This is a genomic window from Phycicoccus ginsengisoli, from assembly GCF_054779295.1.
In genome coordinates, this window is sequence record NZ_BAAGYN010000008.1 from 58,114 (window position 1) to 80,718 (window position 22,605).

The following is a 22,605-nucleotide window of genomic DNA, read 5'->3' on the forward strand; positions in this document are numbered from 1 at the left end:
CGCCACGGGCCGGCTGGTGGTGCGCCACGGGGCCGGGTCGCCGAGGCGGCCCGGCCCCGGGGCCCCGGGCAGCTCCCCTCAGGCGCCCTTGGCGGCGATGAAGCCCTGGTCGAGGTCGGCGATGATGTCGTCGATGTGCTCGATCCCGACGGCCAGGCGCACCAGGCCGGGCGTCACGCCGGCGGCGAGGCGGTCCTCGTCCGGCCCCTGCGAGTGGGTCGTCGACGCCGGGTGGATGGCCAGCGAACGCACGTCGCCGAGGTTGGCCACGTGGCTGTGCAGCTGCAGCGACTCCACGAAGCGCCGCCCCGCCTCGACCCCGCCCCGGATCTCGAACGCCAGCACGGCGCCGGCGCCACGGGGGGTGTACTTCTTCGCCTTCTCGTAGGACTCGTGGTCGGGCAGGGACGCCCACACCACCCGCTCGACCTGCTCGTGGCCCCCGAGGTACTTCGCGACCTCGTGGGTGTTCTGCAGGTGGCGCTCGATCCGCAGGCTCAGGGTCTCCAGGCCCTGGGCGATGAGGAACGCGTTGAACGGCGAGACCGCTGCGCCGAGGTCGCGCAGCAGCTGCACCCGGGCCTTGAGGATGTACGCGAGGTTGGCGCCGAGCGGGCTGCCGACGCCGAGGTCCCGGGCGAACACCAGGCCGTGGTAGCTCTCGTCCGGGGTGTTGAAGCCGGGGAACCGCTCGGGGTCCTTGGCGAAGTCGAACGAGCCGCCGTCGACGATGACGCCGGCGATGCTGGTGCCGTGGCCGCCGAGGTACTTGGTCGCCGAGTGCACGACGATGTCCGCGCCCCACTCCAGCGGCCGGATGAGGTACGGCGTGGCGATCGTGTTGTCCACGATGAGCGGCACACCCGCCTCGTGCGCGACGGCGGCGACGCCCTCGATGTCGAGCACCTCGGACTTGGGGTTGGAGATCGTCTCACCGAAGAAGAGCTTGGTGTTGGGCCGCACCGCCGCCCGCCACGACTCCAGGTCGTTGGCGTCCTCGACGAAGGTGACCTCCAGCCCGAACTTGGGCAGCGTGTGCTTGAGCAGGTTGAAGGTGCCGCCGTAGAGCGAGGGGCTGGCCACGACGTGGTCGCCCGCCTCGGCGACGTTGAGGATCGCCAGGGTCTCCGCTGCCTGCCCGGAGGCCACGAGCAGCGCCCCCACCCCGCCCTCGAGCGAGGCGATCCGCTGCTCGACCGCGTCCTGCGTGGGGTTCATGATGCGGGTGTAGATGTTGCCGAACTCTTTGAGCGCGAACAGGTTTGCCGCGTGCTCGGCGTCCTTGAAGACGTACGAAGTCGTCTGGTAGATCGGCAGGGCGCGCGCACCGGTGGCGCTGTCCGGCTCCTGACCGACGTGGATCTGGCGGGTCTCGAACGACCAGTTCGTGTTGCTCATGGTGACCTTCACTCTCGGGTGCCGCGGGTGCGGCGTCGGCGTGGTCCGTCGCCGACGGTGGAGGGCTGGTCGCCACCGCCGGGGGCGGTGCGGGACACGTGGTGGGTCTCCCGCGCTTGCGCACGGCAGGTGCCGCGCGCCTGGTCCTCACCCGGGGCACCCCACCGCGGAGGAGGGTTGCCGGCCAGCGAGCCGGGGCTTGGCGCTGGCGCTCATGACCTGCGTCGAAGCGTACGCCGGGTGTCCCGGGCGGTGGGACACCCGTCTCTCATGCCGGACGGCGCCGCCCACCTCGGTGGTGGGCGGGGCCGTCGCAGCCGGTGCACCGGCATCCCGGCGCGGGAACCGCTAGGGGATCATCCAGCTCAGCACGGCGGTCGACTGCAGGAAGACCAGTACGCACATGAACGCCACGAAGGCGACACTCCAGCCGATGACCCGGCGGAAGATGTCGCCCTCACGTCCCGACATGCCGACGGCGGCCGCGGCGATCGCGAGGTTCTGCGGGGAGATCATCTTGCCGAGCACGCCGCCGGAGGAGTTCGCCGCAGCCATGAGGGCCGGGTGCAGCCCGGCGTCCTTGGCCGCGGTGACCTGCAGGGCGCCGAACAGCGAGTTGGACGAGGTGTCCGACCCGGTCACCGCGACACCCAGCCACCCGAGGATCGGCGACAGCAGGGCGAACGCGCCGCCCGCCCCCGCCATCCAGGTGCCCAGGCTCGAGGTCTGCCCGGACGCGTTCATGACGTAGGCCAGGCCCAGCACCGCCATCACGGTGACGATGGCCGCTGCCAGCTGCCTGAACGTCGTGCCGAACGCGCGCAGCGCCTTGGCCGGCGAGATGCCGATCACGGGGATGGTGATCAGCCCGGCGATGAGCATCAGCGTGCCCGCCGCGGCGAGCCAGTTCAGCTTGAACTGCGGGATCTTCGAGGCCTTGCCCGACGCGGACTGCAGCCCGTCGAGGCCCGGCCACTTGAACACCTTGGTCGGGGCGTCGAGCAGGTCCTTGATCCCCGGGAGCTGCGCCAGCACGAAGACGATGATGATGATGAGGTACGGCGCGTAGGCCTTGAACACGTCCGACCCGCGGTCGTGGGCCGCCTCGTCGCGCGTCCTCATGGTGGCGAGGTCCTCGGCGCCCGCGTCACTCTCGGTGTGCACCGGACGGCGACGACCGTGGTGCTGGTCGCCGGGCAGGTCACTGCCCTCTGCCGCCATCGCCCCGGTGGCTGACGCCCGCGAGCTGCGGGCACCGGCTGCCACGACGTCCTCTTCGACGGCCGACTCCACGTAGTGCTCCTTCGGCTGCCAGACCCGCAGCAGCAGGACGACGGCCAGGGCGCTCACGAGCGAGGCGACGATGTCCGTGAGCGGGGTCGAGATGTAGTTCGAGGTGACGAACTGTGCGATGGCGAAGGTGATCCCGCAGGTGAGCGTCGCGGGCAGCGTCGCCCGGACCCCGCGGCCGCGGTCGATGATGAAGACCAGGGCCATCGGCACGAAGACGCCGAGCAGCGGCGTCTGCCGTCCGACGATCTGCGACAGCGTGTGCTCGGGCTGCTGGCTGACCGTCGCCAAGGTGGTGATCGGCACGGCCAGCGCGCCGAACGCGACCGGCGCGGTGTTGGCGACCAGGGCCACGACGGCGGCCTTGAGCGGGCGGAAGCCGAGCGCGATGAGCATGACGCTCGTGATCGCGACCGGGGTGCCGAAGCCGGCGAGCGCCTCGAGCAGCGCGCCGAACGAGAACGCGATGATGACTGCCTGGATGCGCTGGTCGTCGCTGATGCTGGCGAACGAGCGCCGCAGCACGTCGAAGTGCCCCGTCTCGACCGTCATGTTGTAGACCCAGATCGCGTTGATGACGATCCACATGATCGGGAAGAAGCCGAACGCGGCTCCTTCGAGCCCGGACGACACCGCCATGCCGACTGGCATGGAGTACGCCCAGACGGCGATCACGATCGAGACGACCAGCGCGGCGATGCCGGCCTTCCAGGCGGCGAGCCGCAGCCCGCCGAGCAGGATGAAGATGGTGAGCAGGGGGAGCATGGCCACGAGGGCCGTGAGGAGGAGGGAACCACCTACAGCGTCGAGTACCGGACGGAACATTCGTTCACCTCGGGATGGGAGGGGGATGGTCGGGGACGGTGTCGTCCCGGGGAAGGGCGTCGGCTCCGGGAAGGTCGGCCCGGGGAGGTCGTGGGGTTCTAGGTACGGGGCGACCTCCCTCGTGTCACGCCGAGGTCGTCGGGTGACAGTCCTCGGATCGAGGCGTCGAGCACCTCGACGGTGTGCGCCATCGCCATCGCGGCCCCGGCCCGCTCCAGCGACGTCCGGACCTGCATGAGGCAACCCGGGTTGGCGGTGACGAGCAGCTCCGCGCCGGTCGCGACGACGTTGGTCGCCTTGCGGTCGCCCAGCTCACGGGCGGCCTCGGGCTTCAGGAGGTTGTAGATGCCCGCGCTGCCGCAGCACAGCGACGCTTCGTTGATCTCGCGCAGCTCGAGGCCGGGTATGCCGCGCAGGAGCTCCCGCGGCTGGGCCCGGATCCCCTGCGCGTGGCCCAGGTGGCAGGCGTCGTGGTACGCCACGGACACCTCAAGCGGGTGGCGCGGTGCCACCGGGCCGACCTCGGCGAGGATCTCGCTCACATCGCGGACCCGGTCGGCGAAGGCGCGCGCACGGTCCGCCCAGGCGGGGTCGTCGGCGAGCAGGTCGGCATACTCCTTCATCGCCGAGCCGCAGCCGGCGGAGTTCACGACCACGTGCTCGACCCCGGCCCGCTCGAACTCCTCGACGAGGCGGCGCGCGAACCCCGCGGCCTCCTCGTCGCGGCCGTTGTGGGCGGAGAGGGCGCCGCAACACCCCTGCCCGGGCGGGGCCACGACGTCGAAGCCCTCGGCAGCGAGCACGCGCGCGGTGGCGGCGTTGACCCCGGGGAAGAACTCGCGCTGCACGCAGCCGAGCAGCATGCCCACGGTCCCCCGCTTCGCTCCCCGGGCGGGGGTGAGCGGCGGCACCTCCTCCCGGCGACCCAGCGTCGGGGCGAGCGACTCCATGGCGGCGAGCTGCGGCGAGATCCGTTGCAGCACACCGGACCTGCGCAGGAGACGCGACAACCCGGACCGCTGGTGCAGCCGCAGCGGGCCGCGCAGCGCACGCAACCTGCGGGGGTAGGGGAAGAGGGCGAACACCGCCTCGCGCAGGGCCCGGTCGGAGCGGGTGCGGGTCGTGTTGCGCTCCACCTGGGCCCGGGTGCCGGTGATGAGCCGGTCGTACTGGACACCGGACGGACACGCGGTGACGCACGCCATGCAGCCCAGGCAGGCGTCGAAGTGGCCGACGACGTCGGGGGTCAGCGGCTCGCCGTCGAGGACCTGCTGCATCAGGTGGATGCGGCCCCGCGGGGAGTCCATCTCCTCGCCCCACAGGACGTAGGTGGGGCAGGTGGGCAGGCAGAAACCGCAGTGCACGCAGTCGGACAGCAGCTCCTGGGACGGGGGGTGGTGGGCGTCGAAGCCGGGGCCGGCCTTGCTGCGGGCCGCCGTGGCGGCGCCGGCCCGGCCCACCGGGGTGTCGGCCGGGTGCGAGACGCCCGCGGCGCCGGCGGGACCGGAGACGCCCGTGGCGCCCGTGGTTCCGGCAGCGCCGGGGACACCGAGGGGTGCGTCACCGGTGGTCGGGTCAGAGCTGGTCATCAGAGGCCTCCCACGAACCGCCCGGGCGACAGCTGCCTCCCGGGGTCGAACCGTTCCTTGACGGCGCGCATCAGCCCCAGCGCCTGCACCGGCCCCCACAGGTCCACCTGCTCACGCACGTCGTCCGGGGCGTCGAGCACCACGACCTGGCCGCCGCACCCCTGCGCAGCCGTCCGCAGCCGCTGGACGAGCGCGGCCACGGCGGCAGCCCCACCCTCGACAGCGACGTGCTCGACCCCCACGGCCGGGGATCCACGGAGGTGGGCGCGGCACCCGGTGCCGGCCGCCGCCTCGGCGAGCGCCCGGAGCAGCGAGGTCACGCCGCCGACGACGTGGGTGACCCGCAGGAGCGTGGCCCGGTCACCGGCCTCGGGCGTGACGTCCGCACCCCACCAGGCGGGCGGCTCCTGGGCGACGTCCACCTCGGCGCAGCCTGCCTCCGAGAGCAGCTCGCCCATCCGCCGGGCCAGCTCGGCCGCGCCCTCCTGGTGGCCCTCGACGAGCACCGAGAGGGTGGCTGCGCCGTCCTCGGCGCCGGCGTCGAGCTCGACCGCGGCGGGCACCAGCTGGCTGTGCGCGACCGCCAGGACCGCTGACCCGGCGACGCGGGCGTCGGTGAGCGCGGCCGTCACCCACCGGCGTCCCAGCGGGACGGGGTGCAGCCGGAACGCCACCTGCGTGATGAGCCCGAGGGTGCCGAAGGAGCCGGTGAGGAGCTTGCCGAGGTCGTACCCGGCGACGTTCTTGACCACCTTGCCGCCGCCGTGGGCGACCACGCCGTCGGCCCGCACCAGGGTCATGCCGATCACGAGGTCCCGGACGGCTCCGTGGTGCAGGCGCAGCGGTCCGCTCGTCGCCGTGGCGACGGCACCCCCGATCGTGCCGCCTGCGGCCGGGTCGATGCCGAGGCGCTGCCCGTCGTCGGCGACGTCCGCCTGCACCTGCTCGAGTCTGCGCCCCGCCCCGGCGATGTAGACGAGGTCGCCCGCGGCGTGCTCGACGAGGCCGTCCAGCCGGCGGGTGTCGACCACGAGGTCGAGCCGCTCGGGGCGGCCACCCCAGCGCAGCTTGGTGCCCGTGCCCCGCGCGGTGACCGCGAGCCCGTCGCGGGCGGCGACCCGCAGCAGGTCGGCCGCCTCGGCCGTGCTGCCCGGGGACGCCACCCAACGGGGCCGGACCCCGAGCACGGCATCGTCGTCGCCGGCGGGCTCCACCCGGCCGTCGCAGGCGCGCTGCAGGTCGTCGGCAAGCGTCCCGGGCATCAGAAGACCTCCGCCATGCCGGCCTCCGCGAGCGGGTGCGCGCCCTGGTGGCGTCCGGGACGCTCGCCGCACAGGCGCGGGGTCGGGAAGACCTTGCCCGGGTTGGAGATCGAGTCGGGGTCGAACGCGCAGCGGACCAGCTGCATCGTGTCGAGGTCGTCGTCGGTGAACATGCGCGGCATGAACTTGGCCTTGTCGGTGCCGACGCCGTGCTCGCCCGTGATGGAGCCACCGTGCTCGATGCACAGGTCGAGGATCGCCCCCGAGACCTCCTCGGCCCGCTCGGCCTCGCCCTCACGGCTGTCGTCGAAGAGCACGAGCGGGTGCAGGTTGCCGTCGCCGGCGTGGAAGACGTTGGCCACCCGCACACCAGAGCGCTCGGAGAGCTCGGAGATGCTGCGCAGCACCTCCGGGAGGGCGGTCCGCGGGATGACGCCGTCCTGGACGATGTAGTCGGGGCTGATCCGCCCCACGGCCGCGAACGCCGACTTGCGTCCCTTCCAGAACAGCGCCCGCTCGGTGTCGTCGGCAGCGATGCGGATCTCGAAGGCGCCCGCCTCCTGGCAGTGCCGCTCGACCTCGGCGAAGACGTGCCGCACGTCGCTGGACGGACCGTCGATCTCGACGATCAGGACCGCGCCCGCGCCGGCCGGGTAGTCGCAGTGGACCGCCGCCTCGGCCGCCTCGATCGCGAGGGCGTCCATCATCTCGATCGCCGCTGGGATGACGCCGGCCCCGATGATGGCCGAGACGGCCTCGCCGGCGGCGTCGGTCGAGGCGAAGGCGGCGAGCAGGGTCGAGACCTCCTCCGGGCTGCGGGTCAGCCGGACCGTCACGCGGGTGGCGATGCCGAGCGTCCCCTCCGACCCGACGAGGGCCCCGAGCAGGTCGTACCCGGTCGGGTCGGGCGCCTTGCCGCCGATCTCGACGACCTCGCCCCCGGCCGTCACGAGCTCGAGGCCCGTGACGTGGTTGGTCGTGAAGCCGTACTTGAGGCAGTGCGCCCCACCGGAGTTCTCCGCGACGTTGCCCCCGATGGAGCACACCTGCTGGCTCGAGGGGTCCGGGGCGTAATAGTAGCCGAGGGGCCGGGTCAGGTCGCTGAGCTGGAGGTTGATGACGCCGGGCTCGACGACCGCGCGCTGGTTGTCGCGGTCGACCTCCAGCACGTCCCGCATGCGGCTCATGACGATGAGCACGCCCTCGGCGTGCGGGAGGGCCCCGCCCGACAGCCCGGTGCCCGAGCCCCGGGCGACGAACGGCACGCCGGCCCTCGAGCACTCGGTGACCGTGGCGGCCACGTCGGCCGTGCTGGCGGCCAGGACGACCAGGGCGGGCACCACCTTGTAGTGCGCCAGTCCGTCGCACTCGTAGGTGCGCAGCTGCTGCCGGTCGGTGATGACGGCCTGCGCACCCACGAGGGCGCGCAGCCGACCGGCCAGGACCTCGATGTCCATCGAACGCACCGCCCTTGGTTTCCACATCGCGGAAGTTGGCTTTTGCTCAATGGAGCGTATTTCCGGACATCCCGGTCAGTCAACGATAGGCCGCCACCTGCGCGTCAGCGACCGGCAGCACCCGCGCGCCACCGACCCCGTCCGGGCGCGACCTGCGCAAACACCGGTGGGAGCCCCACCTGCGGATCACCGGTCGGGCGTGGGCTGCTCCCGCAGCTGCGCTCGGTGACCGGCCTGGGCGGCGGCTCGGTCCTGCTCCTGCGCAGCGCGCCTCCCCCGGGCCGAGTCCACCGTGCCCAGGACCGAACCCCCCGCCTCGACCCCCCACGCGGAGACGAGCATGGAGGTGGACGTCCCCGGTGTACCCGTGATCACCCGCCAGTCGTCCAGCCAGCGGTTCTGCACCGCCGCCCGGGTCCGCACCTCGGCCTGGTCGACCGCCCACCGGCCCCACGCCCGGGGGTGGCGCGACGGCAGCGTCCACGGCACGGTCCTGGTCGCGGGGGTGGGCGCCTTGCCGTACGAGCGCGCGCCGGGAGCCCCGATCCCGGCGGCCAGCCGGTGCCGGACGCCGAGCCGCAGGCCCCGCCGCTCCACCCGCGTCGCGGCAGCGGCCTGGGCGGCGGCGTTGGTGGCCCGCGCACCGTTCTTGAGCACGCCGGCGACCGGTCCGACCGCTGCCGCAGTGGCACCGAGCGCGACCGAGGACCACGAGCCGTCGCCCCAGACCGCGAGGACCGTGGCGTCCGTCGCCAGCCCCACCCCGTCGGCGACCGCGGCCACCGGCGCGGCGACCGTCTGGAGCGGCGGGAACGGGACACTCGCCGCCAGCCCCGCGACGCCGCCCACGGACCGGGCGACGTCCCGGGTGGCGGTCACGGCGTCGTACCAGCCGCCGTCGGTGAGCCCGTCCGAGAGCAGCCCGCAGAGTACCTTCGCGCACTCCCGGTCGGCCAGCCGGTACTGCTCGTGCGCCTCGTCGGCCTGCCGCTGGACGAGCTCCACCCGCTCCCCCGCCTCGACCATCCGCGCCCTCAGCCGCGGGGCGGTCGACCGGACGGACGGGTCGTCGCTCGCCTCCGCGAGGGCCACGGCGTCCCCGGCTGCGAGGAACTCCGGCCACGCCTCGTCGTGCGCCCGCTGCGCCTGGCCGACCGCAGCCTGGGTCCGGGCGAGCGCCTCGGCGAGCCCGAGCAGCGCCCTGGCGGCCACGGCATACCGGCGCGACACCCGGTCCACCACCCCGGCGACGTCCGCGCCGCGCCGTCCGAAGGCCTCGCCCGCCGGGCTGTCCCACCTGGCGACGGCGGGGTCGGCGAGGCCCCGCAGGATGCCGGCGAGGGACGCGAGCCAGTCGCCCTGGCCCGCGAGCGTGCGGGCGAGCTGCCGGACCGTGGCGGGGTCGCCGCCGATCGGTTGCGGACCCCTCACCAGGCCCCTCCCGAGCCGCCCCCTGCGCCGTCGTCCCCTGTGCTGTCCTCCCCTGCGCTGTCACTGCCTGCCCCGCCTGCTGCTGCCGCCGGGGGTCCGACCGGCGCCGCGCCGCCGGCTGCGAGGCCGGCTGCGACGCCGGCTGCGACGCCGTCGTCGACCTCGGCGTAGGCAGCACCAGCCGTCCGCACCGCCGCCGACAGCGCCTCGCAGGAACGGCCGAGCAGCAGCCGCTGGTGCTCGAAGTCGCCCAGGAGCCGCCGAAGGGCCCGGGGGGTGTCGCCGGGACCGAGGGCCCAGGCGTCGGTGCCGGCCAGGCCGGAGCACCAGGCGAGCTCGTCGGCCACTCCCGACAGGGCGCCGGCCAGGGCACCGAGCGCCTCGGGCGTGACGCGGATCCTCGTCATCCCCCGAGGCTAGGACGCGGGAGGCGCCGCGCCGCCGTTGTCCACAACCCCGCCGGCTGGCGCTCCCCCGGCATGCAACAAACCGCGCGCCCGTGGTGTTGTGGTCACCATGACGACGATTCAAGGTGAGTACGCCCCCAGCCCCACCTCGTGGGTCCGCGACCAGGTCGAGACCATCGAGCGCACGGGCACCACGCGCTCGGTACAGGTCATGGACCGGCCGGTCGTGATGCTGACGATGCTGGGTGTGTCCGGCAAGGTGCGCAAGGTGCCGCTCATGCGGGTCGAGCACGAGGGCGTGTATGCCGCCGTGGCCAGCAAGGGCGGCGCCCCGGAGCACCCCGCGTGGTACGCCAACGTGCGCAAGAACCCGGTGCTGGACCTCCAGGACGACGACCGCACCTGGACCGTCCGCGCCCGCGAGATCGAGGGTGAGGAGCGCGCCCAGTGGTGGGAGCGGTGCGTCGCGGCCTACCCGCCCTACGCGGAGTACCAGACCAAGACCGACCGGCTCATCCCCGTCTTCGTCCTCGAGCCCGTCGAGGACGCCTCCTAGCCGGCATCACACCTGGCAGTACCGACCTGACCCGACCTGAGCTGGAACCGGTCTGGCGGTACTGAGCTGGGTGGATGCTCTCGCCTCGACGGTCGGCCACCCCGGTGGCCGACCGTCGCCAGGCGAACGCGACCTGCGAGCGGCGACCAGCGACCAGCGACCAGCGACCAGCGACCAGCGACCAGCGACCAGCGACCAGCGACAGGCAACCAGCGACAGGCAACCAGCGCCAGTCGCCTACGACTAGTCGCCCGAGCCGGACTCCGTCGCCGGCGCCGGACGGGCGGTCCGCCGCAGCCACAGCAGGCCGAGGACCGGCAGCACGAGCGGGACGAAGCCGTACCCGGAACCGAAGTGCGACCACACCGTCTTGTCGGGGAAGGCGCTCGGGGCGAGGTACGACGCCAGGCCGACGACGAGCACCCCGACCAGCTCCACGCTGATGGCAGCCAGTGCCACGCGGCGGGAGGTCCGGTCGCCTCGGGCCAGGGCGACCGTCGCCACCAGGTAGATGACGGCCGCCACCGCCGAGAGCACGTACGCCAGCGGCGCCCGGGAGAAGTACTCGAGGATCTGCAGCACCGACCGGCCGGTCGCGGCCAGGGCCAGCAGGCCGTAGACGGAGACCAGGATGATCCCCGGGCCCGAGCGGGTCGACCGCGGGCCGGCCGTGTCCGCGCGCGAAGGGTCCGGCGAGGGGTCCGGCGTCGGACCGGGGGTGGCGCCCGGCACGCTGTCAGGCACCGAGGTTCCAGATCTGCTGCAGGCGGGCCGTCATCACGGCGACGCCGAACGCGCCGACGGCCACGACGACCATCGCCCAGCGCGTCTTCTCCTTGAGCGCCGTGAACAACGCCAGCGGTGGCACGAACGGCAGGGTGACGGCATACGCCGCGAACGTCGCCCGCTCCGCCCCACCACCGGTCACCTGTCCGACGTGGACCAGCGCCACGACGAGCTGCACGAGCAGGCCGAGCTCCAGCACCGCCCCGGTGAGGAGCAGCCGGTCGTCGAGCAGCCGGCCCCGCGCGGCGTACCAGCCCGAGAGGGCCAGCAGGATGAGCGCCACCACGCCCACGGCGACGGTCAACGGGAACAGCACGGCGCGAAGCCTACGGCAGCCGGCGCAGGTGGCCGCGACCGGTCACGGCTTCGACGCGGTCCGGCCAGCCGGTCCGGCGCCGCTCCCGCCGGTGCCGACAGCCGCTGTGCCGGCGCTCCCGGTACCAGCGGTCCCGGTGGTCCCCGTCGTCCCGGTGGTCGCCGCGGTCCTCGTCGCCCCCTTGCCGGTACCGTTCGGGCGGGGCGTGGACCCGTTCGTCGTGCCCGCGGCGGGCTTGGTGCCTCCCGGGACCGCGGGGCGGGACGTGCCGGGGCGAGGTGTGGTGGACCGCGGCGTGGTGGACCGCGGCGTGGTGGGGTGCGGGTCCGGGGTCCGCACCGTGCCCTTCCCGGGCGAGGTCGAGTGCGGGTTCGGCGTCCGCGCCGGGGTCCGGGCCGGCGTGCCACCCGGGTGCGAGCCCGACCCCTGCCCGGGGCCCGGGACGGCCTGCGAGGTCGGCGCCGCTGCTGCTGCGGAACAGTACGCCGGCACCTGGGCGGCCCCACCGGCGCGCTGGGCGAGGTCTCGGAACGCGGTCGAGCGGTCCCGCGCGGTGCCGGCCGCCTGGTCGGCGGCCCAGGCCCGGCACAACCCGGTGACCGCCGCAGCGGAGGGGCTGCCTGCTGGCCCTGCGCCCCCGGCGCGTCCGCCGGGGGTCGTTCGTGTCGTGGACGCGCTGGACGTGCCCGACGCGCCCGAGGCGGAGGAGCCCGGCCGGCCCGGCCCGCCCTGCGGGGCCGGTGCACCGATGGCGTCGTGCATCGCCTGCTGGACCGGAGCCGGGAGGACGCCCACGTATGCCGCGGCGCCGAGGCCCCCGAGCGACATCACCGACGCGGCGACGACGCCCACGGCGAGCGCGGCGCCGCGAGAGCGTCGAGCGGCGCTCGTGGCACCCCGGCGAGCAGCCGAGGCCGGGCCGCCCCTTCGCTCCGGTGCCGCCGCGCCGGGGACGCGCACCGTGGCGATCACCCTGGCGCCCGGACGGGCCGGGCCCGAACGAGCGGTGCCCGGTCGGCGGTCGGCCGACCGTCCACCCGGGCGACGCCCACCCGTGCGGTGGCCGGCGGAGCCACCCGAGCCTCCGTGGCCGGAGAACGCGCCCACCACCACCCGCTCGTCGGCCAGCTCCGCGACCGACCGGGGCGCGGTGAGCGACCAGCGCAGCAGGTCCTGGTCGACCCCGAGGCGTTCGAGCCCACGCTGGGTGAGCCGGCGCACCGTGACCTCGTCCACGCCGGCGACGCGCGCGGTGTCGCGGGCCGACAGCCCGGCCCCGAAGCGCAGCACGAGCACCTCACCCTGCCCCAGCGGGAGGCTGCGCAGGGCGGCGAGCGAGTCGGCGATGCCGCGGGTGCGCGGGTCCTCGACGGCGGCAGCGGCGAGGTCGTCCTCGACCGTGTGACGCTGGGGCGCTCCCACCGGCAGGCCCACGCCCGGCGTCACCTCGACCGAACCCCACGCCCGGCGCAGGGAGCCCTCGTGGGCACGCAGCCTGGCGCAGGACAGCAGCCACACGAGCCAGTCCATGTCGTCGCCGGTGAACTGCGGCAGCCCGCGCACCACGGTGATCCAGGCCTCGCACGCACCGTCGTACGGGTCGTCGTAGCCGACCACCCGCAGGTAGCGCACGAGCAGGGGGTTCGCGTCCCGCCACAACCGGACGAAGGCCGCCTCATCCCCCGCCTGTGCTGCGCGCACCGTGCGCGAGAAGTCGGTGTCCAGCACGGGTCCAGTATCGGGCCCCTGCACCCGGTGGTGCCCTCAGCCGTTCGGGTCGAGTCGTGCTCCACCAGCAGGCGTAGGCGCCCCGACGGTGGGTGTGCGAGAGGGAGGTGGCCTCAGCCCGAGGTCTGGCGCTCGAACGTCACGAGCACTCCCTCGGTCCCGCCCGGGCCGATCCGCCCCTTGACCTCGACGGCCGTGATGGCCTTGCACTGCCAGCCCTTGCGGGCCCACTCGTTGAGCACCTTCTCGAGCTTGTCGGCCGACATCTTGCCGCCGATCAGCCCCTCCCTGACCTGGACGACCCTGTACTCGTACATGACCGGAGCCTAGCCAGCCCCGCCCCGGCCTGACCCCCCTTCGCCGAAGCCGGCGGGCACGCGGCGGCGCACTCGGTGAGGAGCCCCCGGGCGACACGCACCCCGGCGAGGGGCCACACAGCGGTCGGCGCTCCCCCCGCAAGGCGGGTGGCCCCGGGGCGTGGCGAGGCCCCGGGCTGATTCGCAAACCGCCCAGGGCCTCGTCGTCCGGGAGTGACGGGCTCTCGGCTACCGGGAGGACGGAGCGGCCCGCCACCCTCGTCGGGGGCGATCACCGTGGCTTGCACCACGGTCACGGACTGGGCTGTCCTTCCGGTCCACCTTCGTTCCCGAAGGTGCAATCCCTTTCTCCCGCAACCGGTCCCGGCGCAACAGGGACCTTGGTCCTGACCTTGTGGACCCTCGAGCGTGGCGGCGTCCTCGGCGCGGGGCCACCATGGGACGGTGACCCTCGAGGAGATCGACGAGTATGCGAGGACCCTGCCCGGGTGCCGGCGCAAGGGACACCCCGGCCGCGCGGCGTGGTACGTGGACGACCGCCTGGTCGTCCGCCAGGACGAGCCGGGGACGGTCCTCGTGCGGGTCGGGGGCACGGACCGCGAACGGCTGCTCGAGCTCCACCCGGAGACCTTCGGCGTGCCGCCCCGGTGGGAGGCCCACCACAAGGTGCAGGCCGACCTCGACGGGGACGCCGCGGCGATCAGGTCGGCGATCCGGCTGGCCTGGCAGGCCCAGCGGAAGGCCTCCGGCTGACGGTCGCGGCGCCTCAGGGCAGCCGGCGCCGGAGCCGGACGACCCCGTGGTCCGACGACTCCAGCAGTCGCACAGCCGGTTCCGACAGGCGGCGCCGGCTCGTGCCCGTCCCCCGCCCCGGCACGAGACTCGGCCCGCCCCCCGCCCCCGGCCGCGGCCGCGGCAGAACGCAGCATCCGGGCTCCTCGATCCGCCAACCGCACGAAACCGCATCATCCGAACGGGTGGGGTGGCGCCCACCGGGGGTGCGGCGCCCGCCGGTGCCCCTAGCGTCGCACCCCATGGACAGCACGACGCGCACCCTGCCGACCCTGGTCCGCCTGGCCCAGCCCGCCCCCTGCGGCTGCGGCGAGGTCGCCTTCGCCGGCGAGCGCGTCGGGTACCTGTCCTCGGACGAGGGCATCCTCTGCCTCGGCTGCATGGCCGACCTCCAGTCGGGACGCCTGGACCTCGCGTCCCGGGCCGGCGGCACGAACCGCACCGACCTCGTCGCAGCCCGGCGCCGGCTCACGGCAGCCGAGCACCGCTCCGTCGTCGAGACCCGCGCCGACGACCTCGTGCACCGGCTCGACGCCATCCGCACCGCGGGCTCCCTGTAGCGCGGGGAGCCCACGCGGGCTGCCGCCCGAGGGCCTGCCGCACGCCGTTGCCCGCCCTCCACACCGGGTGTACGTTCCGACAGTCCGGACAAAGCCGTCCGAATCCGTCTTGGGCGTCTTGTCCCGACCACCCAGGCGACGCCGACCGGCGCCGCTCCCCTTCTGGGTCGGAGGACGCCCGATGTCTCGATCTCTCCTCGCAGCCGCCAGCGCGCTGGCGGTAGGAACCACGGTGCTGGCGGCGCAGCTGCCCGCGAGCGCCGCCCCCGGTGCCACCCCAGGCACCGCACCCGGTGCCATGCCCGGCACCGCAGCCGGTGTCGCGGCCGGCACCGGTCCCCTGGCCCTCTCCCGAGGAGCCACCACCACGACCGCCACTGCGGCCGGCTCCACCGCGGCAGCAGCCGGCTCGGGTGACGAGCTGTCCGTGAGCACCCGCCTCGCCGACCGGCGCGAGGTCTCGGCCGGCACCCGCGCCTACTCCATCGGCTTCGAGGACGGCCGCTTCTACGCCAACGGCTGGCACATCACCGGCGAGATGGGGGGTGTCTGGACGCCGCCGATGAAGATGGTCGACGGTGTCTGGTTCGGCCTCGACGACCAGTGGGTCGGACCGGCCACGACGTTCACCAGCGGTTGGGGCTACACCCGGTACGACCTCCCCGACACCGCGGGCCTCAAGGTCGCGCGCACCGACTTCGTCCCCGACGGCGTGCGCGGCGCGCTCTTCGGGCTCACCGTCACCAACCCTGGCGCCGCCCGCACCGCCAAGCTGTCGGTCGACGCGCACTCCGAGCTCATGGGCCAGTACCCCTGGGGCTTCTCCGGGGTCACGCCCAACGCCAGCGACAACCTGCCCGACCAGGGTTCCTACGACGGGAAGAACCTCGTCTTCACCGACGACGGCGCCCTGCCCGGTGCGCCGACCCACCACTACGCCGCGCTCGTCGGCACCGCCGCCACCCCGACGTCCGGGAGCATCGGCGGCCAGTACTACGGCCCACAGCCCGGCCACCGCTGCACCGGCACCGAGCCCGGCGCCCCGGCCGAGCCCAAGCCGTCCGCGTGCGACGACGGACCCTTCGGCAAGGGGACCGGCGGCGAGCTGACCTACTCCCTGGACCTGCCCGCAGGTGGCTCGAAGACCATCTGGCTCGCGGTGGCCGGCTCCGACCAGGGCCTGGCGTCCGCCCGCGGCGAGCTCGCCAAGGCGCTCGCCGACCCCGAGGCGGCACTGGCCGCCAAGAAGGCCGAGCGCAAGGCCCTCTCCCAGATGACGCAGCTGTCGCTGCCCGGTGACCCGCTGGTGCAGCAGGCCGTCGAGTGGGGCAAGCAGAACATGGCCGACCTGACCCAGACCGCCACCGACCTGCAGGTCCGCTGGACCAACCAGGGCAAGCAGTTCCCACCGCCCTCGGGCACCGTGGACAAGGCGACCTGGATCGGTGCGGGCTTCCCGGACTACCCCTGGATCTTCGGCACCGACGCGGAGTACACCGCGTTCGCGGCCGTCTCGGTCGGGCAGTTCGAGGCGATCAAGGACCACCTCCGCGCCCTCCAGCAGATCTCCGACATCCTCAACAACCGCTCCGGGGTCGTCACCCACGAGGTGGTCTCCGACGGGTCGATCTGGTTCGGCCACGACTCGCGCACGCAGAACGCCGACGGCACCACGTCGTACGACTTCAACACCGACGAGACGGTGAAGTTCCCGAGCACCGTCGCCCTGCTGTGGCGCTGGACCGGCGACAACGCCTTCCGTGACGAGATGTACGACTTCGCCGTCCGCAACCTCAGGTACGTGACGAACACCCTCGACGCCGACCACGACGGCTGGCCCGAGGGCCTCGGCAACGTCGAGCGCGGCGGCATGGGCCAGGAGAAGCTCGACAACACCGTCTACTACATCCGCGGGCTGTACGACCTCGCCGACATGGCCAGGGCCAAGCACGACGGGCGCACCTACGCGTGGGCCAAGAACCTCGCCCGGAAGATCCACGACCGGTTCGACTCGACCTGGTGGTACGCCGCGGCGTCGCAGTACGCCGACTCGCTCGTCGACCCGGGCAACGTCCAGTCGTTCCAGAAGCACTGGATCGGGCAGACGCCGATGGAGGCCGAGCTCACCGTCAACGGCCGCCCCCAGGCCGGCCTCGCTCCCTACGCCCACGGCACCGCGGCCCTCGCCGGCCGGGAGAACGACTGCTACAGCGGCACCCCGCCGCTCTCCACCGGCCTGTTCCACACCGGCTGCGGCGGTGGCGCCAACGGACAGGGTGAGAAGGTCATCTTCGGCCTGACCACGTCGATCCAGTCGATCGGCGAGGGCAACTACGGGCGCCTCGGAGCCGGTCAGCAGCAGCGGTACACGCACGCGCTGGCCGACCCGATGTTCGCCGAGCCCGCGACCGGAGGCACGCCGGACGAGCAGCCCGGCGCCATGCCGGAGATCTTCCCGTCGCCGGACCAGGGCGCGAACATCGACCGCTGCTGGACCTGCCGCTCGATGTTCATGCAGGCGTGGGGCAACTACGGCACCGCGTGGGCGGTCGTGCACCAGTGGCTCGGCGTCCAGCCCGACCTCGGCAACGGCCGGCTCGTCGTCGTGCCGCAGGTGCCGCAGGGCCAGCCATCCGTCTCCGGCGACCGGATCCGCCTCGGCGGCGGGTATGCCGACGTGGCGGCGTCCGTGAGCGGCTCGCGGTACACGACCACGATCGACGTCGAGCGGGCGGTCGGTGCGGACCAGGTCTGGATCGGCCACACCCTGCCGCGCGGCAGTCGGGTGGGCACGGTGCTCCTCGACGGCCAGGTGGTCAAGCACCCGACGACCCGGACCACGAACCGCGGGCTGGAGGTCACCGTGCCGACGGGGGCCGGCTCGCACACGCTGGTCGTGACGACGCGCTGACCCCGGCCTGACAGCGGCTGACCCAGGCCTGACAGCCGCTGACCCAAGCCTGACAGCCGCTGACCCAGGCCTGACAGCACGGAGGTCCCACCGGGCGCGAGCCCGGTGGGACCTCTCGCATCCGCCTGTCAGCCGGGCGGCGACCGCTCGCGCCCCGGGACGTGCCCGTGGGCTCCGGCAGCCGGCGGTCCCTGCACCGCCCAGCGGCGCCGGTTCCGCCGCGGCCTGCGACGGTCCGCGCGGTCGGGTGCACAGGGCTGTGGGGGCATCGGCTGCTCCAGGTCGGCCGTCAGGGCCTCGAACTCCTCGTGGAGCCACTGCTCGTCCTCGAGCAGCAGGTCCACCCGGGCCCACGCGGCATCGGTCCCCACGCCGGGGTCCAGCTCCAGCGCGCCCCACGCCTGTGCGGTCGTCGCCGTCCCGACCACGGTCATCGGCTCGACCACCTCCTTCCCAGCGCTCGGCCGCCCGTCAGGCGGAGATGGCGTGCGGGGTGCGGTGACCCGCGTTGATCTCGATCTTGCGCGGCTTGGCCGCTTCCGCGATGGGCACCGTCAGCCGCAGCACGCCGTCGGCGTACGACGCGTCGATCCGGTCGAGGTCGAGCGTGTCGCCGAGGAAGAGCTGCCGGCTGAACACGCCCCGGGGGCGTTCGGCGGCGATCGACTCGTGCTCGTCGCCGACCCGCGGGCGCTCGGCCCGCACGGTGAGGACGTTGCGCTCGACGTCGAGGTCGATGGACGACGGGTCGACACCCGGCAGGTCGAACTCGACCACGAACCGGTCGCCCTCGCGCCACGCGTCCATGGGCATCACGGTGGGACGGGCCATCGTCCCCAACACCTGCTGGGCCAGCTGGTCCAGCTCGCGGAACTGGTCAGTCCGCATCAGCATCTCAACCACCTCCAGTGATGAATGTCGTCAGCGCTCCGACTGCTAGGATCTGAGTCGTGCGCTATAGATTTTCTAACCACACCGCATACGATCTGTCAAGGGTTCGGACCCGCCGGGTGGCGCGATCGACCGGCCGCGGGATGCACCCCGCCGGCGGGCCCCGCCGGTGACACAGGAGGAGGGTCGCGGCGGCCGCCCCGTCTACTCCATCTCGGTCGCCGCCGAGCTGGCCGAGCTCGCCGTCCCCACGCTGCGCCTCTACGAGCAGCACGGCCTGGTCACCCCCGCGCGCACCGAGGGTGGCACGCGCCGCTACAGCGCCGACGACGTCGAGCGGATCCGGCGCGTCTCCGACCTCGTCGACGACGGGGTGACCCTCTCGGCCGTCCGGATGGTGCTCGACCTCCAGGACGACAACCGCTCCCTCACCGACGCCAACCGCACGCTGCGACACCGAAACGCCGCCCTCCGCAGGGACAACGCGCGTCTGCGCGCAGACGGCTAGCCCCACGACACGCCGCGGGGTTGCGTCGACACGCCGAGGAGGCCTCGTCCGAACGGCCATTTGCCCGGGAGAAATGCGACAGAGGGCAACCCCCGGTGCCACCCTTCACTGTCGTCACACCTGTCACCCCGTTTCCCCCGACGATCCCCCCGGATGTCTCTCGTGCGCCTTCTCCCCGCTGCCCTCGCCGCCGTCGCGATCACCCCCGTCTTCGTGGCCCTGCCGACCGTCTCCTTCGCCGCCCCGGTCACCCCCCACCCGGTCGCCCCCCGGGTCGAGACCACCGGCGCCCGCGGGGTCGACCCGCTGTCCGCTGGCCGGCTCTGGGACCGCCGCGCCGTCCGTCCCGGCCACGTGCTGAGCACCCTCACCGCCCCCGAGACCCGGCCGCGGTTCACCGTCGCCGGCGTCTCCTGGTCGCGCTCGACCCCCCTGCGCAAGGCCGACATCACCGTCCAGGCCCGGCTGCTCGAGACGTCCGGCTGGACGGGCTGGGAGGACCTCGGTGTCAGCGACGACGGGCCCCAGGTGGGCACCGCCGAGTCCGTCGGCGCCCGCGTCGGGTCCAACCCGCTCGTCACCGACGGCGCGACGGCCATCCAGGTGCGGGTCGACACGACCGACGGCCAGCCCCTGCCCGACCTGCGGGTCACCACCATCGACCCGGGCTCGTCCGCCGCCGACCAGCACCTCACGCCGAGCACGCCCGCCGCGTCGGCGTCGGCGGCCGCGATCACGCCGACGATCATCACCCGCCAGCAGTGGGGCGCCGACGAGTCGCTGCGCGGGTCCACGACGTACAACTCGACGGTCAAGGCGATCGTCATCCACCACACCGCCAGCTCCAACGACTACACGGCGGCCACCGCCGCGGCCCAGATCCGCGGCATCTACGCCTACGACACCCGTGGTCTCGGCTGGTCCGACATCGCCTACAACTTCCTCGTCGACAAGTTCGGCCGGGTCTACGAGGGCCGGGCAGGCTCGATCACCAAGGCCGTCCGCGGCGCCCACGCCATGGGCTTCAACACCGACACCATGGGCATCGCGGCGCTCGGCAACTACGAGACCGCCGCGGCTCCCGCGGTCATGGTCGACTCCATCGCGAAGGTCGCGGGCTGGAAGCTGTCGCAGTACGGCGTCGACCCGCTGGGCACGACCCGCCTCACTTCCGCCGGCGGCACCGGCACCAAGTACGCCGCCGGCGTCGTGGCCACCCTGCCGACGGTCAACGCGCACCAGAACACGTCGTACACCCTCTGCCCGGGCAGGTACCTCTACCCGCAGATGGCGACGATCCGCAGCAAGGCGGCGCTGTACGCGCGCTACTCCACCACCAGTGGGCCGGTCCCGGTGCCGACCGAGACGCTGTGGGCGACCTACGGCTCGCTCACGCTCGCCACCGGCTCGACCGGGTATGCCGTGCGCGACCTGCAGCTCGAGCTCAACCGCCGTGGCTACTCCGTCGGTGCGGCGGACGGCGACTTCGGTCCGGCCACGGCCGGCGGCGTGCAGAAGTTCCAGAAGGCGGCCCAGCTCGCCGTCACGGGCAAGGTCGCGGGCAACGACTGGCGGGCCCTGTCCGGTCTCAGCTACACGAAGGTCGCTGTGCCCAAGCCGCCGACCACCCCGACACCGGCCACCCCGACACCCACCACACCAACTCCCACCACCCCGACCCCAACCACGCCCACGCCGTCCCCGGGCAGGGCCGTCCCGGGTCTCGACGCGGACGGCAGGGGCGACGTGCTCGGCCGCACGGCGAGCGGCGACCTGTACTCCTACCCCGCCCACGGAGTCGGCTTCGGCACCCCGAAGCGGATCGGCGGCGGGTGGAACATCTACCGCCAGGTCGTCTCGCCCGGTGACCTCACCGGCGACCGCCTCTCCGACGTCCTGGGGATCACGCCCACCGGCGACGTGTACCTCTATCGCGGCAACGGCAAGGGCGACCTCGTCCCCGGCCGGACGCTCATCGCGCGGGGCTGGGCGGCCTACACCGACCTCGTGACCCCCGGCGACTGGACGGGCGACGGCAAGCCGGACCTGTTGGCGCGCAAGGCGAACGGCGAGCTGTGGCTGCTCGCCGGCAACGGCAGGGGCGGGTTCACCGGCGCCTGGCGACGGATCGGCACCGGGTGGCAGATGTACGCCCAGATGATCACCCCCGGCGACGTCACCGGCGACGGCCGGGTGGACCTGCTCGGCCGCACCCCGGCCGGGAAGCTCTACCTCTACCGCGGCACCGGGATCAGGACGTCGACCGCGACCGGTTACCAGCCGGGGCAGGTCATCTCGACCGGCTGGCAGGCGTACAACACGGTCTTCTCCACCGGTGACCTCACCGGCGACGGCCGGGCGGACCTCGTCGCGCGCACCCCGGGCAACGTCGACTACGTCTTTGCCGGCAACGGGCGGGGCGCGTTCGCGACTCGCAAGGTCGTGCGGGCACCGTGGGGCGCCACCACCCGCATCGTCGGCGTGCGCTGAGCGAGCGTGCCCTGAGCGAGAGCGGCCGGCGCACCGACCTGGCGCGCCGTCGGGCCACCGGCCCGCGACTGGGTCACCGGGCCGCGACTGGGTCACCGAGCCGCGACTGGGTCACCGGCCCGCGACTGGGTCACCGACCGGCGACGGCGGTCGCCGACCGGCTGTGCCGTCGGGTCAGCGACCCGCGACCGGGGTCAGCGGCGCGCCGCTGGCCAGGATGGCGGAGGTGAGCGCCTTGGCGGCCTCGGCAGGCGCCTGCTTGCGGGTCAGCAGCACGAGGTCGAGCTGCGGCAGCTTCGGCAACCCGAAGGAGGAGGGCAGCTCGACGAGGTCAGAGGGCATGAGGGTGCGGGCGAGCACCGCGATCCCGAGGCCCGCCCGGACCGCCGCCAGCACGCCGTTGACGCCCCGCACGGTGCAGGTGATGCGGCTGCGGCGGTCGACCTTCTCGAGCGCCTGGACGCTGAGGGCCCGGCTCAGGCTGGGCGCCTGGTAGACGACGAGCGGGACGGGCTGCTCGGGGTCGATCCGGGTGCCGTCGATGCCGCACCACACGAGCTGGTCGCGGCGGACGAGCTGCCCACGCACCGCCGGTTGCTGGCCGGGGCTGCTCTTGACGAAGGCGACGTCGAGGTGGCCCGACTCGATCCGGCGGATCAGGCTCTCGTTCTGCAGGACGGTGAGCTCGAGGTCGATCCGGGGGTAGAGCTGCCGGAAGTCGCGCAGGATGCGCGGGAGCGGCGTGAGGGCGAGGTCGTCGGTGACGCCGAACCGCAGCCGGCCCTGCAGGCCTGATCCGGTGAACCAGCCGACGGCCCGGTCCTGGGCCGCCAGGATGTCGCGGGCAAATCCCGCCATCGCCTCGCCGTCGGAGGTCAGTGCCACGCTGCGCGTGTCCCGGACGAGCAGCGGTCTCCCGACAGCCTCCTCGAGCCTGCGGACGTGCTGGCTCACCGTCGGCTGGCGGATGCCGAGTGACTCCGCGGCGCGAGTGAAGCTCAGCGACTGCACGACGGCGAGGAACGTGCGCAACAGCTCCGGGTCGTACACGACCACACCCTCCCGGGCCTCTCGAGTGGCGCCGCGACGTG

At 73.7% G+C, this 22,605-nt stretch carries 20 protein-coding genes and 1 riboswitch; of the genes, 6 read left to right on the forward strand and 14 right to left on the reverse strand.

Features of this window, described 5'->3' with window-relative positions; genetic code table 11:
* Positions 1–78 precede the first annotated feature (78 nt).
* From ACYVDO_RS14165 to ACYVDO_RS14195, 7 genes are all read right to left on the reverse strand, one after another.
* A complete protein-coding gene (locus ACYVDO_RS14165) occupies positions 79–1,398 on the reverse strand; it encodes a bifunctional o-acetylhomoserine/o-acetylserine sulfhydrylase (RefSeq protein ID WP_460936973.1) in 1,320 nt (439 codons plus the stop codon).
* Between the two features lie 107 nt (positions 1,399–1,505).
* Positions 1,506–1,618: riboswitch (SAM riboswitch) on the reverse strand.
* A gap of 128 nt (positions 1,619–1,746) precedes the next feature.
* Complete coding sequence (locus tag ACYVDO_RS14170) at positions 1,747–3,513, reverse strand: L-lactate permease (protein WP_460936975.1); 1,767 nt, start codon at positions 3,511–3,513, stop codon at positions 1,747–1,749.
* A gap of 98 nt (positions 3,514–3,611) precedes the next feature.
* Positions 3,612–5,102, reverse strand: coding sequence for a (Fe-S)-binding protein (locus tag ACYVDO_RS14175; protein WP_460936977.1), 1,491 nt, complete (start codon positions 5,100–5,102; stop codon positions 3,612–3,614).
* Entirely contained in the window at positions 5,102–6,364 is a 1,263-nt protein-coding gene (locus ACYVDO_RS14180) for an FAD-binding oxidoreductase (RefSeq protein ID WP_460936979.1), read from the reverse strand. The genes ACYVDO_RS14175 and ACYVDO_RS14180 overlap by 1 nt, the downstream gene beginning before the upstream one ends.
* Positions 6,364–7,821 carry an FAD-binding oxidoreductase gene (locus ACYVDO_RS14185; protein WP_460936981.1) on the reverse strand — a complete coding sequence of 486 codons (1,458 nt, stop codon included), beginning with the start codon at positions 7,819–7,821 and terminating at the stop codon, positions 6,364–6,366. The genes ACYVDO_RS14180 and ACYVDO_RS14185 overlap by 1 nt, the downstream gene beginning before the upstream one ends.
* A gap of 186 nt (positions 7,822–8,007) precedes the next feature.
* Positions 8,008–9,252 carry a hypothetical protein gene (locus tag ACYVDO_RS14190; protein WP_460936983.1) on the reverse strand — a complete coding sequence of 415 codons (1,245 nt, stop codon included), beginning with the start codon at positions 9,250–9,252 and terminating at the stop codon, positions 8,008–8,010.
* Complete coding sequence (locus tag ACYVDO_RS14195; protein ID WP_460936985.1) at positions 9,249–9,659, reverse strand: hypothetical protein; 411 nt, start codon at positions 9,657–9,659, stop codon at positions 9,249–9,251. Before ACYVDO_RS14195 ends, ACYVDO_RS14190 begins: the two co-directional genes overlap by 4 nt.
* Positions 9,660–9,768: 109 nt before the next feature.
* On the opposite strand from ACYVDO_RS14195, the gene ACYVDO_RS14200 reads away from it, so the two are divergent.
* Complete coding sequence (locus ACYVDO_RS14200; protein WP_460936987.1) at positions 9,769–10,215, forward strand: nitroreductase family deazaflavin-dependent oxidoreductase; 447 nt, start codon at positions 9,769–9,771, stop codon at positions 10,213–10,215.
* Between the two features lie 243 nt (positions 10,216–10,458).
* Here the strand turns inward: ACYVDO_RS14200 and ACYVDO_RS14205 are convergent, their stop codons facing one another.
* The 4 genes from ACYVDO_RS14205 to ACYVDO_RS14220 all read right to left on the reverse strand — a co-directional run bounded on the left by ACYVDO_RS14205 (position 10,459) and on the right by ACYVDO_RS14220 (position 13,362).
* Positions 10,459–10,959, reverse strand: coding sequence for a hypothetical protein (locus tag ACYVDO_RS14205; protein ID WP_460936989.1), 501 nt, complete (start codon positions 10,957–10,959; stop codon positions 10,459–10,461).
* Complete coding sequence (locus tag ACYVDO_RS14210) at positions 10,952–11,317, reverse strand: hypothetical protein (RefSeq protein WP_460936991.1); 366 nt, start codon at positions 11,315–11,317, stop codon at positions 10,952–10,954. The genes ACYVDO_RS14205 and ACYVDO_RS14210 overlap by 8 nt, the downstream gene beginning before the upstream one ends.
* A gap of 42 nt (positions 11,318–11,359) precedes the next feature.
* Complete coding sequence (locus tag ACYVDO_RS14215; protein WP_460936993.1) at positions 11,360–13,045, reverse strand: RNA polymerase sigma factor; 1,686 nt, start codon at positions 13,043–13,045, stop codon at positions 11,360–11,362.
* Between the two features lie 113 nt (positions 13,046–13,158).
* Entirely contained in the window at positions 13,159–13,362 is a 204-nt protein-coding gene (locus tag ACYVDO_RS14220; RefSeq protein ID WP_460936995.1) for a DUF4177 domain-containing protein, read from the reverse strand.
* A gap of 444 nt (positions 13,363–13,806) precedes the next feature.
* On the opposite strand from ACYVDO_RS14220, the gene ACYVDO_RS14225 reads away from it, so the two are divergent.
* The 3 genes from ACYVDO_RS14225 (at position 13,807) to ACYVDO_RS14235 (ending at position 17,625) form a co-directional block, all read left to right on the forward strand.
* A complete protein-coding gene (locus ACYVDO_RS14225) occupies positions 13,807–14,115 on the forward strand; it encodes a hypothetical protein (RefSeq protein ID WP_460936997.1) in 309 nt (102 codons plus the stop codon).
* A 281-nt stretch (positions 14,116–14,396) separates the two neighbouring features.
* Positions 14,397–14,714 (forward strand): hypothetical protein, encoded by a 318-nt coding sequence (locus ACYVDO_RS14230; protein ID WP_460936999.1) that lies wholly within the window; start codon positions 14,397–14,399, stop codon positions 14,712–14,714.
* Positions 14,715–14,895: 181 nt separating this feature from the next.
* Positions 14,896–17,625: a glucosidase family protein gene (locus tag ACYVDO_RS14235; protein WP_460937001.1), complete on the forward strand. Its 2,730-nt coding sequence runs from the start codon at positions 14,896–14,898 to the stop codon at positions 17,623–17,625.
* Between the two features lie 128 nt (positions 17,626–17,753).
* On the opposite strand, the gene ACYVDO_RS14240 is transcribed toward ACYVDO_RS14235, so the two are convergent.
* Together ACYVDO_RS14240 and ACYVDO_RS14245 are read right to left on the reverse strand one after the other, a co-directional pair.
* Complete coding sequence (locus ACYVDO_RS14240; RefSeq protein WP_460937003.1) at positions 17,754–18,059, reverse strand: hypothetical protein; 306 nt, start codon at positions 18,057–18,059, stop codon at positions 17,754–17,756.
* A 37-nt stretch (positions 18,060–18,096) separates the two neighbouring features.
* Positions 18,097–18,519 (reverse strand): Hsp20/alpha crystallin family protein, encoded by a 423-nt coding sequence (locus ACYVDO_RS14245; RefSeq protein WP_460937005.1) that lies wholly within the window; start codon positions 18,517–18,519, stop codon positions 18,097–18,099.
* 166 nt (positions 18,520–18,685) lie between these two features.
* Here ACYVDO_RS14245 and ACYVDO_RS14250 point away from each other — a divergent pair, with 166 nt between their 5' ends.
* Together ACYVDO_RS14250 and ACYVDO_RS14255 are read left to right on the forward strand one after the other, a co-directional pair.
* Positions 18,686–19,024 (forward strand): MerR family transcriptional regulator, encoded by a 339-nt coding sequence (locus ACYVDO_RS14250; RefSeq protein ID WP_460937007.1) that lies wholly within the window; start codon positions 18,686–18,688, stop codon positions 19,022–19,024.
* Between the two features lie 153 nt (positions 19,025–19,177).
* Positions 19,178–21,514, forward strand: coding sequence for an FG-GAP-like repeat-containing protein (locus ACYVDO_RS14255; protein WP_460937009.1), 2,337 nt, complete (start codon positions 19,178–19,180; stop codon positions 21,512–21,514).
* A 174-nt stretch (positions 21,515–21,688) separates the two neighbouring features.
* On the opposite strand, the gene ACYVDO_RS14260 is transcribed toward ACYVDO_RS14255, so the two are convergent.
* Complete coding sequence (locus ACYVDO_RS14260) at positions 21,689–22,564, reverse strand: LysR substrate-binding domain-containing protein (RefSeq protein ID WP_460937011.1); 876 nt, start codon at positions 22,562–22,564, stop codon at positions 21,689–21,691.
* Between the last annotated feature and the right edge of the window lie 41 nt (positions 22,565–22,605).